Raw genomic sequence first — 21,185 nt, 5'->3', positions numbered from 1 at the left:
CTGATAAAATAAATTGACGGTTATTTTAATTTGCGACACACTCACATCACAAAGTTTTCAAAAATGTTAAGAGTCAAGTAACCGTCTAGATGCTGAGTGTGTGACATTAGCCCAATTTCACTTTTCAACAAATACTTTTATTTGACTTTATATTCATTTTTTTCAAAGCATGGTTTGTAGATTAAATCGGTAACATTTGATTTGTCAACTTTTCATATTTTTGAAATCCAAAAATATGAAAAGTTGAAATTAGCCTTGACAAAAGCCCAACATACAAGAAAATATATAGGATTTTTAGCTTTCTTTTGTTAAACGAAAACATTGGAAACAAGAGTTTTATATGGGTAAAAATCATATATACCTGTGCTATCATGCTAATTTTTTACCACCAAACATCTCATATATCAGACTTCGAATAAGCAACAAATCACGTAACCCAACTATAAAGAATTTACCTATTATTTGAATGAAATTTTCATCAAATTGCTAGGTGATGACTTATTTATGAATTGTGCTTTTGTTTGTAAAAGATGACTATAGAGATAGTAAATCACAGCAGACTCAGACATCAGATAACAATAAACACAACCTGCAATCTGTACACTTCACTAAATTAACCTTTGAGAGGTAATTTCAGCAAACCTTTATCAGGATATCACTTTAATGTATGAACTATTTCTCATATCAATTACATTCAAGTAATGTTGAAGTAAATTATTGTTTTCAACTCTAACCTGCGTTGGTTCACCTACCATTAATGTTCAAGATTATGATTTATTCACATTTTCGAAATGTCTATAAATCATAATTATATCAACTTATTTCCAATTATAAATATTTCTTCTATTATTTATTTCTTTGTGAAATTACTTTCACAATACATCTACGCCCCAAATTATCAACTGCGATGATGAAATGAATGGCCGATGCCAACTCCTTTGTAAATGGCTTTATGATGAACAAGTTTTCATTCTCTTTTTGCCAATCTAAAGGAATTTCATGCCCAGCTGAATTATACATTATCAGTTTTTTTACATCTAAATTATTTACTTGAAAATTAACAATATTATTAGTCAAAATTGGATTTGGATATACTTTACAAACAGGTTTGCCTTCAAATATTACTTGTGCAGGGTCTAGAATCTTGTGAGTACCGTCTTTATCAACATAAACAATTCGATAGCAACTTTTACCATTAAGTGGATTATTATCAATGTAACTATAATAATTACCAACTCCAACAGCCTTTACTTTTGATATTTCAGTAAAGTGCTTACAGTCTTCACTTCGTTCAACTATAAAATAATTACTGTTTACTTCTAAATTGGTTTCCCATGTAACTAAAACAGACACACTATCCTCATTTTTCCTGGCATTAAAATCTATAACCATAGCAAACTTATTAGCAGAAGCACCCACCTCTGAAAAACTTTGCTGGTCGAATTGCAAGAAAAATGAATAATTATTAAATTTTTTCCCTATTACATTTTTGTAAATAACTTCGGAATATCCCTTATCAAAATTATCATTATCTTCAAAACCACAATTTTCATTTATTCCATCATAATGAATAATATTGAAATCGTTTATTGTTAATTCGGGTAAATCTGAGGCCTTCTTATAATCCTCAAACTCAGAATTTAAGAAGTAAAGTTTTACTGATACTGGTATCTCAAAAGTATCCCTTATTGAACTTTGTAAATCATAATAACGAGACAATATTTTTGTTCCAAAATTAGTCTTTGGTACATTTGATTCCCCATTACCATAATGCTTAATACTTAATGTTACTCTTCCTAAATTTTGCCCGTTAGGGTTTATTGAAGCATATAACCTTCCATACATATCATATAAATCATACCAATTATTTCCTTTTACAGAATCAGCAAATACTTGCAAACAGGAAATATTTCCTATAACTATTAGTTGGGGGTCTTCATCGTCTTCATCGTGGTTGTAAAGCGTTCCTCCAATTACATCTTTTAAAGAATCTCCGTCACCATTAATTTCGTTATCAGTAGGAGAATTCTCTTTACCGCCAATATCATTGTTTGGATTTTTGTCAAAACGACTATCATTATCACTAAGGACTGGTAATTTGCCTTCCCTGTCTAGCGTTGCTCTGAATATTTCCGATTTATTGATGTAAATACCATTAGGAGTACTATTCTTGACACGTAAGACAATCTCTAACTTCGTACTATCTCCACCTGCCAAGCTATCTATTCTGGTAATTGCATTCGTATCTATTCGAATAATATTTGTTCGTTCAGCATTCCAAAGTGTATCAATAGTTCTACTCCATTTTACATTTTCAGAAACAACAGCTTCTAACTCAAATCCTTTAGGTATGTAATCAATAACATCAATATTATATGCTTTTGTATATTTACATTGATTGAATACTGTTATGTCAAATTTTACATTTTCATTTGGAAGATAAACAGCCGATATTGGATATGAGGCAATCTTCTTTGTGAGTGCTAAATCAAAGCATATATTATTAACAATTATTGCTTCGGGATCTTCATCGTCTTCATCGTGGTTGTAAAGCGTTCCTCCAATTACATCTTTTAAAGAATCTCCGTCACCATTAATTTCGTTATCAGTAGGAGAATTCTCTTTACCGCCAATATCATTGTTTGGATTTTTGTCAAAACGACTATCATTATCATTAAGGACTGGTAATTTGCCTTCCTTGTCTAGCGTTGCTCTGAATATTTCCGATTTATTGATGTAAATACCATTAGGAGTACTATTCTTGACACGTAAGACAATCTCTAACTTCGTACTATCTCCACCTGCCAAGCTATCTATTCTGGTAATTGCATTCGTATCTATTCGAATAATATTTGTTCGTTCAGCATTCCAAAGTGTATCAATAGTTCTACTCCATTTTACATTTTCAGAAACAACAGCTTCTAGCTCAAATCCTTTAGGTATGTAATCAATAACATCAATATTATATGCTTTTATATATTTACATTGGTTGAATACTGTTATGTCAAATTTTACATTTTCCAAATGTGAGAAACTTGTTTGATTACCCTCTAAAAACAGACGTTTTCTTAAAGCGAGATCTATACAACCTTTATCAGTTTTTGTAGATTGGCAATTTTTTACATTTACTACAGCCGTCTGTGAAACTAACGATTCACAGATACCTCTAACTACACAAACAAAATTACCAGATTCTCCTTTATTTAAAATCAAATTACTATTATTTGCCCCAACAATATCAGATCCATTTTTTTTCCATTGATAACCCATAACGCTACCACGAGTTTTAATCAAAAGAACAACAATTGAGTCACTGCAAACTTCAACCGAAAGGGGGTGTGAAGTAATACTTAAATCATTTTCGTTAGAATTAACAGAAATATCGGTTATTGCTTGACATCCATTAAAATCCTTTGTTACGATAGTATAAGTTCCTGATTTTAAACCATTAAAAACATTACTATTTTGAAAAATTTCTCCATTTTTAGAATAGCTGTAAGGAGCAATACCTCCACTTGTAATTAAAGAAATAGAACCATTTGTATCACCTGAACAATTTACATTTAGAATACTTCCCTTAATACTCAAAAGTGGAGTTGGTTCTGTAATAACAACTGAAGTACTAGCCCTACAACCATTACTATCTTGAACTCTTACGCTGTAGGTTCCCGCTGAGACATTTATCAAATCTTTACTCGTCGCTCCCGTATCCCATAAATAACTTAATGTTCCCGTCCCGCCACTCGCTGTTAAAGTAACTTGGCCGCTGTTATTTCCTGTACAGGTCAAATTCGTCCCTGATACACTAAGTTCTATTGGAGTGGGTTCCGTGATAACAACTGAAGTACTAGCTCTACAACCATTACTATCTTGGACTGTTACGCTGTACGTTCCCGCTGAGACATTTATCAAATCTTTACTCGTCGCTCCCGTGTCCCATAAATAACTTAATGTTCCCGTCCCGCCACTCGCTGTTAAAATAACTTGGCCGCTGTTATTCCCTGTACACGTCAAATTCGTACCTGATACAATAAGTTCTATTGGAGTGGGTTCTATCAGGGTAACTGAAGTACTAGCTCTACAACCATTACTATCTTGAACTCTTACGCTGTAGGTTCCCGCTGAGACATTTATCAAATCTTTACTCGTCGCTCCCGTGTCCCATAAATAACTTAATGTTCCCGTCCCGCCACTCGCTGTTAAAATAACTTGGCCGCTGTTATTTCCTGTACAGGTCAAATTCGTACCTGATACACTAAGTTCTATTGGAGTGGGTTCTGTCAAGGTGACTGAAGTACTAGCTCTACAACCATTACTATCTTGGACTGTTACGCTGTACGTTCCCGCTGAGACATTTATCAAATCTTTACTCGTCGCTCCCGTGTCCCATAAATAACTTAATGTTCCCGTCCCGCCACTCGCTGTTAAAATAACTTGGCCGCTGTTATTCCCTGTACACGTCAAATTCGTACCTGATACACTAAGTTCTATTGGAGTGGGTTCCGTGATAACAACTGAAGTACTAGCTCTACAACCATTACTATCTTGGACTGTTACGCTGTAGGTTCCCGCTGAGACATTTATCAAATCTTTACTCGTCGCTCCCGTGTCCCATAAATAACTTAATGTTCCCGTGCCGCCACTCGCTGTTAAAGTAACTGCACCGCTGTTATTCCCTGTACAGGTCAAATTCGTACCTGATACACTAAGTTCTATTGGAGTGGGTTCTATCAAGGTAACTGAAGTACTAGCTCTACAACCATTACTATCTTGAACTCTTACGCTGTATGTTCCCGCTGAGACATTTATCAAATCTTTGCTCGTCGCTCCCGTGTCCCATAAATAACTTAATGTTCCCGTCCCGCCACTCGCTGTTAAAATAACTTGGCCGCTGTTATTCCCTGTACAGGTCAAATTCGTACCTGATACACTAAGTTCTATTGGAGTGGGTTCCGTGATAACAACGTTGCCCGTTGAAGTACATTTATTATCATCAGTCACGACAACCGAATAATTTCCCTCTGTTAAGTTATTTATCACAGGTGTAGTTGCATTATTATTCCATAGGTATGTATATGGGACCTTACCTCCACTCACATTCACAATTATACTTCCGTCAGTTTTATTAAAACAAGTAATATTGGTAGGTATAATTGAAATTGAAGGCGGACTCAACACATTTATTATTACAGTATTAGATTCATCGCTGATACAATTCCCAATTTTACATGTTGCTGTATATGAAGTGGTTATTATTGGAAAAACAGTTAATTCATTCCCAGTCCCAATTACTACATTATTTTGATTTTTCCAAGTAATTTCCCCTCCTGTACATGTATTTGTAATTGATAAAATGGCACTTTCGCCTTTACAAATACTTGTATTTCCTATAGCTATCGGTGCAACAACATCTGGATTGATTATGGTCTGAACTTCTGTCCTGGAAGTTTCACAAGTTACAATTGGATTCGTAAATGGGATAGGATAAACTCTCGATACATAATAGGTTTGACTGCTATTTAAAGTTGGAGTGGTAAACGAATTCCCCGTGGCAATAGTAGAGTTTGAGCTACTACTTGTATACCAAGAAATAGTTCCTAAAGTGGAAGTACTTGACGCTATAAAACTTGCAGTTGAATTTTGGCAAATTGTAACTGGGTTTGGTGTAACAGTAGGAGCAGCACCTAAATTATAAGGAGGATTTACAGTTAAAGTATTTGAATTTTTAGCACAATATTCAGACTTAACCTCAACCCAATAGTTCCCTTCTGTTGAAGCTTGATAGTTTGCACTTGTTGCCCCTGAAATAGTGTTTCCATTTAAATACCATTGATATGAATAACTACTATTTCCACCTGAAACTAAAGCAGTTAGTAATGTTGAATTATTTAAATTTCCAGTTCCACAAAAAAAAGTATTTCCAGAAATACTGACAAGCAATTGGGGGGTTACATTTACAATAGCATTAGTTGTATTTACACAACCGGCCTGAGTGGTTGCTGTAATTATGAAATTAGTTGATTGAGTTGAGTTAGTAGTGTTAATTAGAACTCCTGAGATGGGATTACTTGAACCACCATTGACTCCAGTGATATTCAATAAATTATCTCTATTCCAAGAGAAAGTAGTTGTTCCAGATACGCCTTTTGAATCAGAAAGATTTATAGTTATTTTATCTCCGGTACAAATATTTAATTCATTTGGACTTGCAAAAGCTTGCGGTCTTGGATTTGCAGTAATTGAAAAAGTTTGAGGTGTTCCTTCGCAAGTCTTTCCTGCATTTGTATAACTTGGTGTAACAATTATGGTACTCGTTACAGGAGTTGCACCTGTATTAGTTACTATAAAACTCCCAATGTTGCCTGAGCCATTCGCAGCTAATCCTATTGATGCGGTATTATTTGTCCAATTATATGTCGTGCCTAAAACAGTTCCTGAAAAGTTAACCAAGGTAGTTGAAGAATTATCACAGATAGTTTGATTGACAGGTTTTGTTACTGTAGGAGTAGGATTTACAGTAAATGTAAAATCTTGAGGTATTCCTTCGCATGTCCTACCTGCATTTGTATAGCTTGGTGTAGCTGTTATAGTAGCTGTTATTGGGTTCGAACCAGTATTTATGGCTGTAAAACTCCCAATGTTGCCCAAGCCGCTAGTAGCTAATCCTATCGATGGAGTATTATTTGTCCAATTGTATATTGTTCCTGCTACCGCACCACTAAAGTTAATAGCACTTGACGAAGTATTATTACAGTTAACTTGATTACTTGGTTTTTCAACTGTTGGTGTTGGATTTACTGTAATTGTGAATGTTTGAGGTGTACCATCGCAGGTCCTACCATTATTTGTATAACTTGGTGTAACAGTTATGGTGGCCGTGATAGGATTAGTACCAGAATTTATGGCTGTAAAACTTCCAATATTACCCGAACCACTACTAGCCAATCCTATAGATGGAGTATTATTCGTCCAATTGTATATTGTTCCAGGAACGGCTCCATTAAAATTGACAGTTGTTGATAATGTATTGTTACAGATTACTTGATTGCTTGGTTTTTCAACTGTTGGTGTTGGATTTACTGTAATTGTGAATGTTTTGGCTTCTCCTTGACAGATCGAGTCTTGCTGATAAATTGGAGTCACTGTAATAGTTGAGCTAACTGGTGAAGTACCATTATTTTGTGCAGTAAATGTAAAAGAAGCATTATTATTGGTAGCTGACACATTAGTTGTTGTTATTCCAATATTTGCACTACTTGTGTAATTATAACGCGTAGCAATACCTGTAAAATTCACAGTTGTAAGTGTGTTATTACATACTGTTAAATTTACTGGCTGATTGACTATTGGTTGAGGAATTGTTTTTATTAGAGTTACGCTCGATTCAATTCTACAATTGACATTATTTATATTGCCCGCTTCAGAGGCTAAAGAACGGAAATACTTTGCTGTTACAGTACTTCCAGTATTACTGGATAAAAATGTATAAGTGCTATTTGTTTGACCTGCAATATTTGACCAGTCCAAGTTATTACTACTTTCTTGCCACTGATATTCAGGACTGGTGTATCCACCAGAAAGATTTGTTGACAGCGTAACATTAGTACCGGAACATACAATTTTAGTGTTGCTTCCACCTGAGTTAGAACTCAACAATGGACCACAAGGACTAAATGCAATATCATCTATGGCTAAATCATTTCCACCCCCTCCTGCTGCATTGTTAATAAGTTTTAATACTACACTATTCATTCCTGCTGATGTTGTGAAAAAAGTAGCATACCTACCCCACATTGAAGGAGTCACAGGATTACTTGATGGTGAATCAATATTTCCAGTCGAATATTCTTGTATTAAAGTTCCATCTGTTTTTTCTATCTTGAATTTAATGTTTGGTTTAGCTCCTGAAACTCCTTGTCTTAGTAAATTAATTATGTAAGCAGATAATTCATAAGTAGTATTAGGACAAAGATTATTGACTGTTTGAATATAAAATACCTTTGATGGATTGGGGTCAGCATTTACAATCATCAAATTGCCATTTATATCATTAGGTGTATGATCTTCATTTAGTGTATTCCAATTACCTGAAAAACAAGCAACTGTTTTTGGTTGAAGAGAATAATTACCATCATTTGGACATTCGGTACTTTGGTAGGAGTAAGTTGTTAATTCAAAAGTTCCACCATTGGTTCCAAAATCTTGTTTTACAACTGGTGATCCTAAAGAACCAGTACAAGCTTGCCCATAAGTAATAAAACTTTCAAATAGGCTAAATACAAAAAACGCCCAGAAATAGCTTTTTTGAATAATTTTGGCAAATTGATTAGTTTTCTTAAAATTTTTCATCACTTAAATCATTTTTGGGATACTGATTATATCTTATCTTAGACTGAAACTTTAATTTTTAATGAGTTCAAAAGCCCAAGGCATTAATTACACTCTTTGAAATTTGCTTTCTTTCGACTACTAAATCCTTCAAATCATTTCTTTAATAACTGAAGATTTACATTTTTATGGATTTAAGTTTCTTTCACTTAAAATGAATGGGAATACTACTTTTAGGATATTGATTAAAGGATTAGCTTTTTTTGGGGTTTCAAATTACGAAATCAAAATTTATTGTAAACTTGAGTAGGTGTCGAGCAAAAGCATGAAATTCATTTTGTAAAAGCACATTTTTTAGTCATTTTAAAGCGAGAGATTTTTTTGTAGAGAAAGCTACTTCACTATTTTATTTAGACTATGCTTTTTAAAAAACGTAACCGTTTAATCACAATTATTAATATTTACACCTATCCCTTTTCGATAAATAGTATTGTACTTTTACAGAAATCATCAAAAATGAATCGTTCTTTTTATCACCCCTTTCTGGTGTAGTATTGGGGTATCCAATCGTAGGAAAAAGATTTGTACCCAATCCATTAAAAAAGCTAAACCCTTGTCTTTGAGCAACAATGTTATACAAGTTCGTGCGATTAAAACCATTATTAGCTGTAAACTTTTCGGTACTCCTATTTGTAAAATCTGTATTTCCTATTAACTCATTTTTAGGAAAGGGCCTACCGATAATATCATCTAAATTATCAGTAAAAACAAAATGATAGTTTAATTCAAAATTTAAATCAAATTTTTCGGATACCCTACCTTTTAATCCAATGCCTGTGGGTATTGCAAAAGCAATATTTCTCTTCGATTGACTAACGTTAATCTTTCTCCACTCACCCAAACCAATTGTTTGTGTATATATTTCTCTCGCTAAAGGCTGATGTTTAATTAATGATGTACCCAAAAGAAAATATGGAATCATTTGCGGCCTATTTTTAAAATTACGGGCAAAAAAACCACTCTTAAGATTAATAATACTTACGTATGAAACCTCTTTTAAATCATTTCTAAAGCTTAAATTTCTTAAAAAATTGATATCAAAATTATCCGTCTTAGAAACTTGATTTTTGGTAAATACATAGTCATCTCCTGCCAATCGCACCCAAGAAAATGCTATTTTTAAGGAATAAAAAGGCGTAATTTGCTTAATATAAGACAATGACGTATTCCATCTAATTGAACTCTGATACGAATAAATATTATCAATAGGATGAATATCACCAAGATAATTACTAGTACCTATTCCAAACTCAATTTGGGAAGTTTTTTCGTACCGCCTCCAAGGTTCGTATACCTTTTGTGCGATAGTTTCAACAATTGAAAAACAAAATAAGAATACCACAACAAAAAAAATGTTTGCAATAGAATATTCACTTGGCATTTTGAATACCAATAATTTAATTTTTAAGTTTTTTTTGGGGGGCGTCTGTAACACGTTTTTACTTATTAATACTATAAAAATGATAAAATTTATTAATTACAACCACCAAGAAAATGATGAAAACACTTTCGTAAATGTTATATTTTTTATCTTAAAAAATATAAAATAAAAACAATACAAGCATAAATGTCATAAATTAGGTGACAACTAACATCAAACGGTGATGAAGTGGAAATATCATTTTTAACATGATTTTGAGTCAATTATGTCTCCTTTAAAGAAATTAAATCCTATTGTTTAAAGTAAAATATAAATACAACCTACAACTGTAGCTTATGTCTAAATGTAAAAAATATTAAACCACGTAGTTTATGATGAACATTGTCAAATATAATCTCAAATCTGATACCATTATTTAGGGTTTGTAAGTGCTAATGTAAAATCACGGGTTTACACCAGCACGCGTGCTTACTATTATTGAATAAAATAATTGAACTCATATTTGCTATACTTATTAGATTGTTCAGCTTTAATTTTGTTTGGATTGATTTCTCCCCAAACACACAATTACAAACTTTGAATGTTAGACTACTTTATTGCTAATCCCAAACCATCATAATGGAGGACGTTGTGCGAAATGTAATCTATCATCACTTCCTTTCATCTCATCCTAGAATCAATTTACGGATAAAAAACCATTAGATAAATATTCTAATTTTTTAAGGGAACTACCATTAATAATTGTTTTCTTTGAGTAAAATATTATATATCTGCTTGCAAAACCTTAATTAGCAAAGCTTATATGAAATAGAATGAAAGAATTGTCTATATTATATTTTAGTCATTTTCGTTTTTTATAGAAAAGTTCAATTTAAATTTCATCTTGATAATGCAAATGCTCATTACATTTATAGATGTTGACTAAGGGGTGTTAAACTGATGAATAAAAAGACACAATTTTATTTTGATTAATATCAAATGCTTTATCTTCCCTACAAGGTGGAATTTAGAGTTTCTAGTTAAGTAAGTACTTCTCTGTGAAAGCCGTAACAAATCAAAAGTCGAGAATTTTCAATTCAAAGATATAAAAAGAAAAAAGAGCCAACTTAACATCAAAACTCTTATAACTACTGCATGACGAAATGGCTGTAGCTTTATACGGTTTCTCAAAATTATTACCCATTCATTGCACTCTGGAACGTATGTTCGAACTATGTTTATGCTAATGCCTTTAAATTGCATTTACATTAAAATTTAAAAAACCTGAATTATCTTATTTTTTTGACATCAATTATGAATAAAGAAATCAAAGAGTTAGTTTTATTTTTTACCGAATATCCGTTAGTATTTATCGGAGGATGCATATTTCTTCTCGGATGTGCCCTATTTTTGTTGTCATTTATTGCTGATTCAAAATGGGTAAAGCCAAACCCAGAATTATCTGAGCGGTCATTAATTTACGGAAAAAGAATGCTTGCTTTAGGTTCTTTTTTAATAATACTAAACTTACTTTTTTTTAAAAAAAAAGAAGTCGTTCAATGTGAATATAAAGATAAAATTGATATTATGTTGGAACAGTATACATCAAAACTCTCAAGTTCTAACAATAACGAAATCAATTATAATATTACCATACTAGAGATAATAAAGAAAGACATTGAAGATGGTAAATGCGATAGTAGTGAAATAAATCGACAACTAAATCTATTAAAATAAAATGAGAATTATTTTTACAATAATTTTGCTTTCAACTGCATTATCCAAAGATAGTATTCTGCTAAGTTCAACGCATAGGAATCCTAGTCGTGCTGCAGAAAAAATGGCTCTTGATATTTATACTTTAAATAAAACTGTAGAGAATTTGACAATAAGTTTAAGGGAAGCAGAGAAACAAATTTATTGGCTTCGAAAGGCTCGAATCAAGGAAAAAAATGACAATGCTACTGACTGGCACTCAAAAGAAAGGTGGTATTTGACTCAAATTCAAAACCAAACAGTTAAAGTTGAAGAATTAAATAAAGAAATAGAATCAGTAAAGGCAGATATAGATGAATTAGAAAAAGAAAAAACTAGAATTGAAATTTCTAGAAATAGATATTTTAACAAGATTGATTCCTTAGAAAATATCTCTAGGCAATTGAAAACTGAAAATATTTATCTTAAAAACGAAATTAAGAAATTACATCTATTATTAACTGAAACTGAAATTTATTATTCAAATAATTATACCTCAAACTCTCTTACCCTAAAAATCCAAGTTTTCGGTGACGTATCGGTTTATGGGGAGCCTATTCCAATAAAAATTCAAATAAAAAAATTAACTGACTTGAAAAAAAAGGATTTCCCACTTAAAGAATGTAATAGCCGAAATAGTTATTATTTGCATGATAAAATTAAGGTTGGCTCTACAAAAGAAATAGTTTTCTGCTCAGAAAATTCGTTTCAAAAGGGAGGCTTTCTTGGGAAAAGATACAATTATTTTATTTTCACATTTTTAGATTTTCCAGATTATGAATCTTTAAACCCTAATGGTTTTTACAGAATTATCAATCTACAAAACTAAAACACAATGTAAGAAAATTTATTAACCAAAATTAATTGTCAACTTTAAGCGTATAATTTATTCCTTTCCCCTTTCTAGAACTGCTTTGAAAATTGGGGTGTTTTTTTTCAAATTAATACCGAAAAATAAGAATAAAGACTTCTTCTGTGTTTATATACGTGTTCTATTTTAATACCTTTTTTATTAAGAAAAATATTATATAGTATGACCAATTATGCAATGATTGAAAACTTAAATAAATGAAGCATTTATGATACTAACAAAAATTTCTACCCATAGCTCTGCAACTCATTATTTATAAATTACTTGTATTCTTGCTTTCCCAAACTTCTGATTTATCTAGCACATTTGTCATAAATAATTATAGAATTCTATAATAGCAATTTTGAACAAATATAAGCTAAAAAGAAAATTGACGAATCAGGATTAATTTTCTAATTACACCCTCCTACTTCCGCTCTGAATATTGAACCCGCATTTACTTCAAATCCACTTTGCAATAATAATGTTTTTGCCTGAAAAATAGCTCTTGTTCCAGTACCAGTAATTTTATTTGATGCCGTAATTCCAGCATTTAAAGCAGTTGCCGAAGCTTGTATTAATTGCGTCCCCGTACCAATATTGTTATTTGGACTTATAAGGAGTATATTAGTTAAACATGGACTTTCTAGAACGGTAATTGTTTTTGAATTTGTACTAAACAAAATACAGTTATTTGAATTATATACCTGAGAGATAGTCTGATTCAAAAAAATTGTTGGATTTATGGTATTTTGATATTCCAAACCATAAATTTTATAATTTCCTTGGCTTAGACTAGTAAAGTCTGAATTAGATGAAACTGCCGCAATTTGACTATTAGATTGATTTACAGCCACATAAGTATAATTTACTCCTTGTGGATTCGATGAAACTTCAATAACGTCACCATCGCCAATAATTGATAAATCAATTGTAGGCGTACTTGAACTTCCCAAATAAACAACGATGTAATAATCAATACACTCATTCAGGAAAATATCCCGACTTGTTATCCTTGAATAACTGCCACCTCCTGCATCATAGGAGTTACTGCCAATAAAAGTATTGCAACTTAAACTTGTTGATGAATAAACTGTAAATGACCTTGAAGATGCCGTATTTGTTAAAGCAGAAATATTATACACCCCTGGCTTTGAGACACGAAATGAAATTAAAATTGAATTGACTTGAAAACCAGCGTTTGTACAAGTAGTATAGCTGTTATTTGTGTATAGAAATAAAGTTCTATTTACACTTCCACTTGTTGAATAAACCTTCTTACCACCTATAATTTTATTCGCTGGATAATAGTTTAAACCTAAATTAAAAATTGCATTCCCAGATTGTTCAGAAATTGTATTAGTCGGACATATATAGCTATTATTTGCTAAACATGATGAACTAATTGTAAAATTACTATCTGAAACATCGAAAAATTCAAATGTTGTATCATTTAGACTTACTATTTTGATACGACAAGTTGTGGAAGATGCCACATTATTAGGTACCGTGACTATTTCGTTATTATCGTTTGGAGTATTAGCGACCAATATTATCGGAAAAGAGTTCCCACCATCTATTGAAAGTAAAATTTTCACGTTAGAACTGAGAACATCTGTACCGTTTACTTGCCACGTAATTATTAAACTACTTCCAGCATTCAAAACATTCCCTCCATTAGGAGAAGTTAAAGTGAATGGTCCTTTACTCGCATCTACATTTATTATTCTTTCGTCCGAATCAATTCCTCCCCCATTAACTTTATTATCCCGAACAGTTAATCTAAATTTCATAATCCTACCAACTTGTGGTAAATCTTCTCCAGAATTAGGACTCCCATTATTTACATTATTTAACACATACTGCATATCCGGAAAAGTACGCGTATAGCCTGTTATTGAGGGAATATAGCTTCTAAAAAGTGGAGCAGTATTTGGACTATTTACAGCAGAATAACCACCCCTACCTGTAACCGTAGCTCCCAAAGCACCTTTATCGTCTAATGTTGCAATATCATATTCTTCCCAAGTATAGGTTAGCACATCAGTATTATCGTTATCTGTGGCACTGCCTGTCAATGTAAATGGTGTATTTACAGGCATCACTACATCTGGACCAGCATTTGCAACTGGTAATGAATTACCGGTTGCAATCAGATTCGCACAACCATTTGCTCCAGCTGCCCCAAAACCATCACTTTGTAGTATTTGCTCTATGCTTTTTGTATGAAAAAAACTATTATCAACTTTGCCAGTTAATGTGTAATTTGGCGACGAGCAAACTTGTCCATAACCCATTAGGGTAACTCCACCGCCAGGTTCGACAGCAGAAGTTCCATCCCATTGATCAGAACATACAGTCGGCTCGCTTGATGTTCCTCCTCTAGCATTAAAGGTATGGTGGGCTTCAAATTGATGTCCAATTTCATGTGCTGCGATATTAGCTACAATTCCCGTTGAATAGTTAAGTCCCATTTGAGTCCAGCCACGTGCTTTATACGAATTTGTGCAGGGAGTTGGGCCGGCTTGTCCGCTACCTGATGAACCCGAAACAAAATGGAATGTATGTCCAATATCATAATTGACATAAGGGAGGAAATTGGCAAAACTTCCTTGATTCGACGACATTAAGTTAAACCCATTTTGCGAGGCATCAGCACTTGCAGAACCTGATGGTGAAAAGGGGTCTGTTGAAGCATCAGAAAAAATTAAATTTTTATTAGTGGTTTCCGCAACCAATGAAAAACGAATCGCTACTTCACTTTCGTAAATTAAGCTAATAAGATTAACGATTTCAGTAATTCTTTGTAGAGCGGTTGTTCTACTTCCACTCCCAATGTTAGTTGTAAATTCACCCGTTGCAGCAGCGGCAAATCTATATACTCTCAAATAAGTTCCATTAGGAAAAGGAGCAGAAGATAATTGATTACTAAGTTTAAATTTGCTCTCAACATTTTTTATTAATGAGTTTTCTCCAACCTCGCATTTAATATTTCGTTTTGACCCAAGTGGATAAATAATATATTTATTGTTTGGCAAATCTTCTACCTCTATTATGTAATATGCACTTGGACTTCGTATTATTGCAGATAACCCTAATGAAGAAATAGTGATTCGAGCTAAGAAGCCATCGTTATCAACACTTACTCCAGAATATGTCTGTATCTCTGCCTTTGCCATATCCTCTACTTTCTCCCAAATAGGAGACTCCATAAAATAAAAGGCCTTCAAAGTTCCATCTATCAATGGGAGTTTAATAATTGGGCGTTCATCATTGGTATTATTGGAGGCTCTTATTGCTTTTTCTAATTTAGCAACTTTTAAAGAAGACTTTATGGCTTCAAAATCAATCTCTAATTTTCTTTCCTGTCCAAACGAGTTAAAACAAATACAAGTAAAAATCAAATATATGTACGTTTTCATAGCATTCTATTTGTATTGGGCTATAAGCCCATTTATTATAATAAATATTACATTTAGTGGCAATATTTAATCTAATTATAAAAAATGCTATTTAAAAGTACACGAACGATAGACGACGTTGACAAACGACTAAAAACTCTAGATACCTAAAAACTTCAAAAGTTGAAGTTTTAACTTAGGTTTCAACGAAATTATTTACTATTCATAACGGTTTTAGTGATGATTGATTTTAAATACAAATAATTGATTATGTGAGTTTTAAGCATCGATACTTACCTCAATCGTGCACCTATTATTTTTAGAATAATTCTTTGGTTTTTTTAAAAATAAAATTAAATTTGACAAACTCTAGACAAATATGAAAGCTGTTTTATCCTTTGTTTTTATCGTATTTTCTTTAATTACAATCTCTTGTAAAGATAAACTAGCAGGTGAAATAAATCCTTACGTAAAAGATTTGTTTATTTTTGCTGATTATACCAATCCAACAGGTTTAAACCCACAGTTATCCAACCTCCGTTATCCCTCAAATATTATTACTTTAGCAAATAATACTTCAGCTTTATCAAACGACAAAACAAGAGCATTTGTAATATTCAATACCTTAAAAATTAGCGATGAATTAGGTAATTATAAGGCTGGAGAAATAAAAACATCAGAATTTACGAATGAAGATTGGAGACAAGATTCTGAAAACTTTTTCATTTCATATTACTCTCAAAACTTTTCTTTAGTAATAGTCGTTGATGTAAGTTCATCGCTTGGAAGTAATGTAAGAAATTTAAAAAACACAGTTATTGAAGTAGTAGCTAATGTTTTTAGAGAAAATCCCTCCGCAAAGATTGGGATTGTTGGCTTTTCTCAGAACATTTATCAATTAGCTCCAACTACTAGCCCTGTAAGTGTCATTAATTTTATTAATTCCTTACCTGAAAATCAAAACGCTACTCGTTTATTCGAAGCTATGAATACGGGTGTTACACTTTTGAAAAATACTAATTCCAATGAAAAAGCTTTAATAACTTTTACCGATGGCATCAACAATGCTCAATCAAGTGCACTTTTTGAAAACTCTTCATATATTTCCTCACAAATCAATTCATTGAAAGTGCTTAGTTATACCATTGGTTTCAAAGGGAAGGAAGGTGTAGATGAACAAACTTTAAAATCTCTTGCACAAAATGGTGGTCAATACTCATTTCCTGAAACTTTTGATGAAGTTGATAAAATATTTAAAAAATTTACAAATTCGGCCATTTCAACCTATTCCCTATACTACAACAGGAATTCCTCTCCTGTAAGTAAACCTATTTCGCTCAGAATACATATCAAAGCCACCCTAAATTAAGAAATCATGTTTAGAAAAATATTACTATTATTATTCTTACTTCAACAAAATTTTGTATTCGCACAAAAGTTTTTTATTGAAGCAAAAACTGGCATTTCGAGCGTGAAAAGAGAGGGTGATTATAATGAGGTTGTTTAGTATTATAAAAAGATTCCCAAAATAGGTTGAATTTTGTGGTGCGAATCATCAAAAAGACCTACAGTGGAAATCTTGAGTAAAAATACGATTGAACAATATATATTACCAAATTTAAGTATTGGTTTACGTGGAAAAGAGTGTGAAATAGAACAGTTGACAGCTATTGTTTCAGCAATTTTATATCGTTTGAAAACAGGTTGTCAATGGCGTCAACTGCCAGTAAAGCAATTTTTTAATAATAAGGTTTTAACATGGCAAGGAGTCTATTATCACTTTAATGAATGGGTCAAGGACGGCTCTTGGACAAAAGTTTGGATAAATATTTTAGCATCAAACTATTCATATTTAGACTTATCTTGTATCCAACTTGATGGTAGTCATACACTTGCCAAACGTGGAGGTGAAGCTGTTGGGTATCAAGGTCGAAAAGCATCAAAAACAACTAATTTGCTCTTTTTAGCTGATAATCAGGGACAAATGTTGGCATGTGCCAGCCCACAAGAAGGAAAACACAACGACCTTTATAATATTCAGGAACTCTTTGAAGAACTGTGTCAAATGCTCATAAAAGCAGGAATTAATCTCAGAGGCCTTTTTCTAAATGCTGATGCTGGATTCGATAGCAAAGAATTTCGTCAAATTTGTAAAAATAAAGAAATTGAAGCCAATATTGATGTTAATTCTCGAAATAACAAAATAGAAAATCAATCTACTGAATATCAGCATTTTGATGAAGAGTTATACAAACGACGAGTACTCATTGAGCACGCTAATGCTTGGATGGATAGTTTCAAAGCATTACTTGTCAGGTTTGAAACGAAAGCAATTAACTGGGTGGCTTTAAATTTATTGGCATTCTCAGTTCGTTTTTTACGAAAAATTAAATATAAAAGTTAATCCTAAACAAGTTCAATGCTAAAGTAAGCAAAAAATCATTAGAAATCCCCTATGACCTTAGTATTGGTGGTGGAGGGAAAAATTTCCAGTTAGGTGCAGAATATACTTCTTCTATCCTACCAGAAAGATATATTTATAAAGATGCTGATGCCATGCCAAAAGTAATTGACGAATTCAATAGTAAAATTTTTGGGGCATTTCTAAGATACAGTTCATTGAATGACTTAAACCAAAATAGTAACTTCATTTTTAAAGTTGGAGCTGGGCAAATGGTCTTCAATAAAGACAGTAAAGTTTATGAAACAAATAAGGTAAATTATACATTAAAGGGAAAGAATTCCCTTGTTTACACCATCGAAACTGGCTTCGCCATGAAATTAAATGCTGGACTTCGACTTTTTATTGGTGGTAAAATTCAATATTGTAACCAGATTATGCCTTTAGATACAGACCTAAAATATGAAGATACTGTAACAAAAATTTCATTTGTTACTGGTTTAAGCTATAATTTTCTGAAAAAGTATTAAGTTGATTCATTCTCTGTAACTATAAGCAGAAATAAACTGATTTTTTGAATTATATAAAAACTGTTGTAAAAAAAGCCTATATTTTTTGATAACCCTTACCTTTATATGTACACAACTTCCAACTTTACTAAATATCCAACCATTAAGCCTTTTTCATTTTTTTTACCTGATTCCAGAATTAAATGTCGAAAGTTTATACTTCTAAAGTCAAAAATCATAAGCTTTTTTTATGCATTTCTACTTTTACTCCTTTTTTCAAATTCATATATTTTTGGACAATCCACTACCATAACATCAGGAAGTAATAGCAATTTACACTTTCCTCAACTCAGTTTTAGTCAAATATTAAATATTCCATCACCTAAAAAAGGGATGACTGTTTTTGATAATACTTCAAATGTATTAAGATATTATAATGGCACCGAATGGCTCATATTATCACAGAATTCAAATACTTCAAATACAACAAACGCTTACAAGTTTGCGAATCTGAATTCACCGAATGATGCAAGTGGTATAAGCACTGATAGTCAAGGAAATAGCGTTATTGTGGGCACTTTTGATGGAAATATTGAATTAAATGGATGTACGTTAAATGGTTTACAAGCATCATTTTTAACTAAAATAGATAAAAATAATTCATGTACTTGGGCTGTAAAAATTAACTATACTGAAATAAAAGATGTAACTGTTGACGTAAACGATAATATTTATATCACGGGTTCTTTTGGGGGATATTCTTCTACTGCATTTTCAGAATTTGGCTCAACTATTTCAACAAGTGGAGGGCGAGATATATTTATTGCTAAATTTAATTCAGAAGGTGTTTTTCAGTGGGTGAAAAAATCTGGTTCAATAGAAAATGATATAGGATTTAGTATTGCGGTTGGTAATGAGATTTACATTACTGGTTATTGGGATGGGAATGCAATAAGTTCTTATCATAAGCTTTTAATTGAAAAATTTGATTTGAATGGCAATCTGCTTCTGCATAGGGTATATACGCCAAGTAGTGGTCCTATTCTAGGCCGTAAAATATTAGTTGATAAAATCACTGGGAAATATTTTGTGGGTGGTACTTACACAGGAGCAACAACCGTTGAAGGTGTGACGCTACCTTCGAATAATACTTTCAACTTTTTCATCTTGGGCTTTGATGAAAATAATAACCTTAGTTGGTCTAAATACGGAAAAGATGTTTTTGATGACATGGCAATGGATATTAACCAAAATTTATATGTTGTTGGTCTATTCCATTCTAATTTTTCGCTTGAAAATATCAACTTGACTTCCGAAGGCCCATCAAGCTTATTTTTGTTAAAAATAAGTAAATTTGGTACTTTAGAATGGGTATCGCAATTCGGAAAATCAGTAAATTATGAAGGCTTAGATTGTAATGATATTGAAGTTGATGAGCAAAATAACCTGTATATTACTGGACTTTTCAATCAAACTCTGAATTCAGGACAAACAACTCTCAAATCAAAAGGTGCAGATGATATTTATGTGGCAAAATTAAGCCCCTCTGCACAATTAATTTGGATTCAAAAAGGAGGAAGTTCGAGCTATGATTCTGGTCAAAAACTATCTGTCACAAAAGATGGAAGAATTAATATAATCGGTACTTTTAAAGGTGAATTTGAAATGAATAGTCAAAAAGTAATATCGAGTGAAATAATATTCAATGATATTTTCTTTATTCAGATGAGTAGATAAATGAAATATTCCAATCTTTCAAAACAACATTTTTTTGTAAAATTAGCAAGGAAATAAGCCCAGATACTGAGAGCTCAATTATAATAGTTTAAAGATTTTGAGTGTGTAATTAGACGAAAATAAAACTTATAATCTAACTGAAAACTAATTTTAATCAACTAAATAATACTCAAATGACAAATCCAAAAGTTGATTTTTATTTTGAAAAAAACAAAAAATGGAGACCAGAAGTTGAAAAATTAAGAGAAATCATTCTAGCTTGTGGGCTCACAGAAGAACTTAAATGGGGTACCCCCTGCTATACTTTTGAGCAAAATAATATTATACTGATACACGACTTCAAAGAATATTGTGCAGTTTTATTTTTTAAGGGTGCATTACTCCATGATTCAGAAACTTTACTGATTCAGCAAACTCAAAATGTGCAAGCCACAAGACAAATGAGATTTACAAGTTTACAAGAAATTGTTGATAGAGAAAGAATCTTAAAATCATATATTTTTGAAGCTATCGAAGTTGAAAAACTTGGATTAAAGGTAGTTTTAAAAGAAACTTCAGAATTTGAAGTTTGTGCCGAATTTCAATCAAAATTAGATGAATCAGATATATTTAAGGCAGCATTTGAAGCACTCACTCCGGGTAGACAAAGGGGATATTTGCTTCACTTTTCTCAACCTAAACAGTCAAAAACTCGTGAATCACGCATAGAAAAAGCTATTCCACAGATTTTGCAAGGCAAGGGTTTAAATGATTAGACATAAACAAGGCGGTGATTTTTCACAAT

At 32.2% G+C, this 21,185-nt stretch carries 11 protein-coding genes; 8 read left to right on the top strand and 3 right to left on the bottom strand.

The window, feature by feature from the left end:
- Positions 1-846 precede the first annotated feature (846 nt).
- The gene (locus tag EMTOL_RS15250; RefSeq protein ID WP_015030208.1) at positions 847-8,349 is read right to left on the bottom strand and encodes a beta strand repeat-containing protein; all 7,503 of its coding nucleotides are present in this window, start codon (positions 8,347-8,349) and stop codon (positions 847-849) included.
- Between the two features lie 433 nt (positions 8,350-8,782).
- Entirely contained in the window at positions 8,783-9,769 is a 987-nt protein-coding gene (locus EMTOL_RS15245; protein ID WP_305953250.1) for a DUF6089 family protein, read from the bottom strand.
- A gap of 1,293 nt (positions 9,770-11,062) precedes the next feature.
- On the opposite strand from EMTOL_RS15245, the gene EMTOL_RS15240 reads away from it, so the two are divergent.
- Together EMTOL_RS15240 and EMTOL_RS15235 are read left to right on the top strand one after the other, a co-directional pair.
- The gene (locus EMTOL_RS15240) at positions 11,063-11,485 is read left to right on the top strand and encodes a hypothetical protein (RefSeq protein ID WP_015030206.1); all 423 of its coding nucleotides are present in this window, start codon (positions 11,063-11,065) and stop codon (positions 11,483-11,485) included.
- Position 11,486: 1 nt separating this feature from the next.
- Positions 11,487-12,332 carry a coiled-coil domain-containing protein gene (locus EMTOL_RS15235; RefSeq protein ID WP_015030205.1) on the top strand — a complete coding sequence of 282 codons (846 nt, stop codon included), beginning with the start codon at positions 11,487-11,489 and terminating at the stop codon, positions 12,330-12,332.
- A 434-nt stretch (positions 12,333-12,766) separates the two neighbouring features.
- Here the strand turns inward: EMTOL_RS15235 and EMTOL_RS15230 are convergent, their stop codons facing one another.
- Positions 12,767-15,775 (bottom strand): reprolysin-like metallopeptidase, encoded by a 3,009-nt coding sequence (locus EMTOL_RS15230; RefSeq protein WP_015030204.1) that lies wholly within the window; start codon positions 15,773-15,775, stop codon positions 12,767-12,769.
- A 358-nt stretch (positions 15,776-16,133) separates the two neighbouring features.
- Here EMTOL_RS15230 and EMTOL_RS15225 point away from each other — a divergent pair, with 358 nt between their 5' ends.
- The 6 genes from EMTOL_RS15225 (at position 16,134) to EMTOL_RS15205 (ending at position 21,156) form a co-directional block, all read left to right on the top strand.
- Positions 16,134-17,123, top strand: a complete 990-nt coding sequence (locus EMTOL_RS15225; RefSeq protein WP_015030203.1) for a vWA domain-containing protein — start codon at positions 16,134-16,136, stop codon at positions 17,121-17,123.
- Positions 17,124-17,129: 6 nt separating this feature from the next.
- Complete coding sequence (locus EMTOL_RS22490; protein WP_015030202.1) at positions 17,130-17,261, top strand: hypothetical protein; 132 nt, start codon at positions 17,130-17,132, stop codon at positions 17,259-17,261.
- 63 nt (positions 17,262-17,324) lie between these two features.
- Positions 17,325-18,158, top strand: coding sequence for an IS5 family transposase (locus EMTOL_RS15220; RefSeq protein ID WP_015027236.1), 834 nt, complete (start codon positions 17,325-17,327; stop codon positions 18,156-18,158).
- 152 nt (positions 18,159-18,310) lie between these two features.
- The gene (locus EMTOL_RS15215) at positions 18,311-18,685 is read left to right on the top strand and encodes a hypothetical protein (protein WP_015030201.1); all 375 of its coding nucleotides are present in this window, start codon (positions 18,311-18,313) and stop codon (positions 18,683-18,685) included.
- Between the two features lie 105 nt (positions 18,686-18,790).
- Complete coding sequence (locus tag EMTOL_RS15210; protein WP_015030200.1) at positions 18,791-20,401, top strand: phage tail-like protein; 1,611 nt, start codon at positions 18,791-18,793, stop codon at positions 20,399-20,401.
- A 173-nt stretch (positions 20,402-20,574) separates the two neighbouring features.
- Positions 20,575-21,156 (top strand): YdeI/OmpD-associated family protein, encoded by a 582-nt coding sequence (locus EMTOL_RS15205; protein WP_015030199.1) that lies wholly within the window; start codon positions 20,575-20,577, stop codon positions 21,154-21,156.
- Positions 21,157-21,185: the final 29 nt, after the last annotated feature.

Source organism: Emticicia oligotrophica DSM 17448, from assembly GCF_000263195.1.
GTDB lineage: Bacteria > Bacteroidota > Bacteroidia > Cytophagales > Spirosomataceae > Emticicia > Emticicia oligotrophica.
The sequence above is the reverse complement of the archived record's forward strand: the minus strand, read 5'-3'. Positions and strand labels throughout refer to the sequence as shown.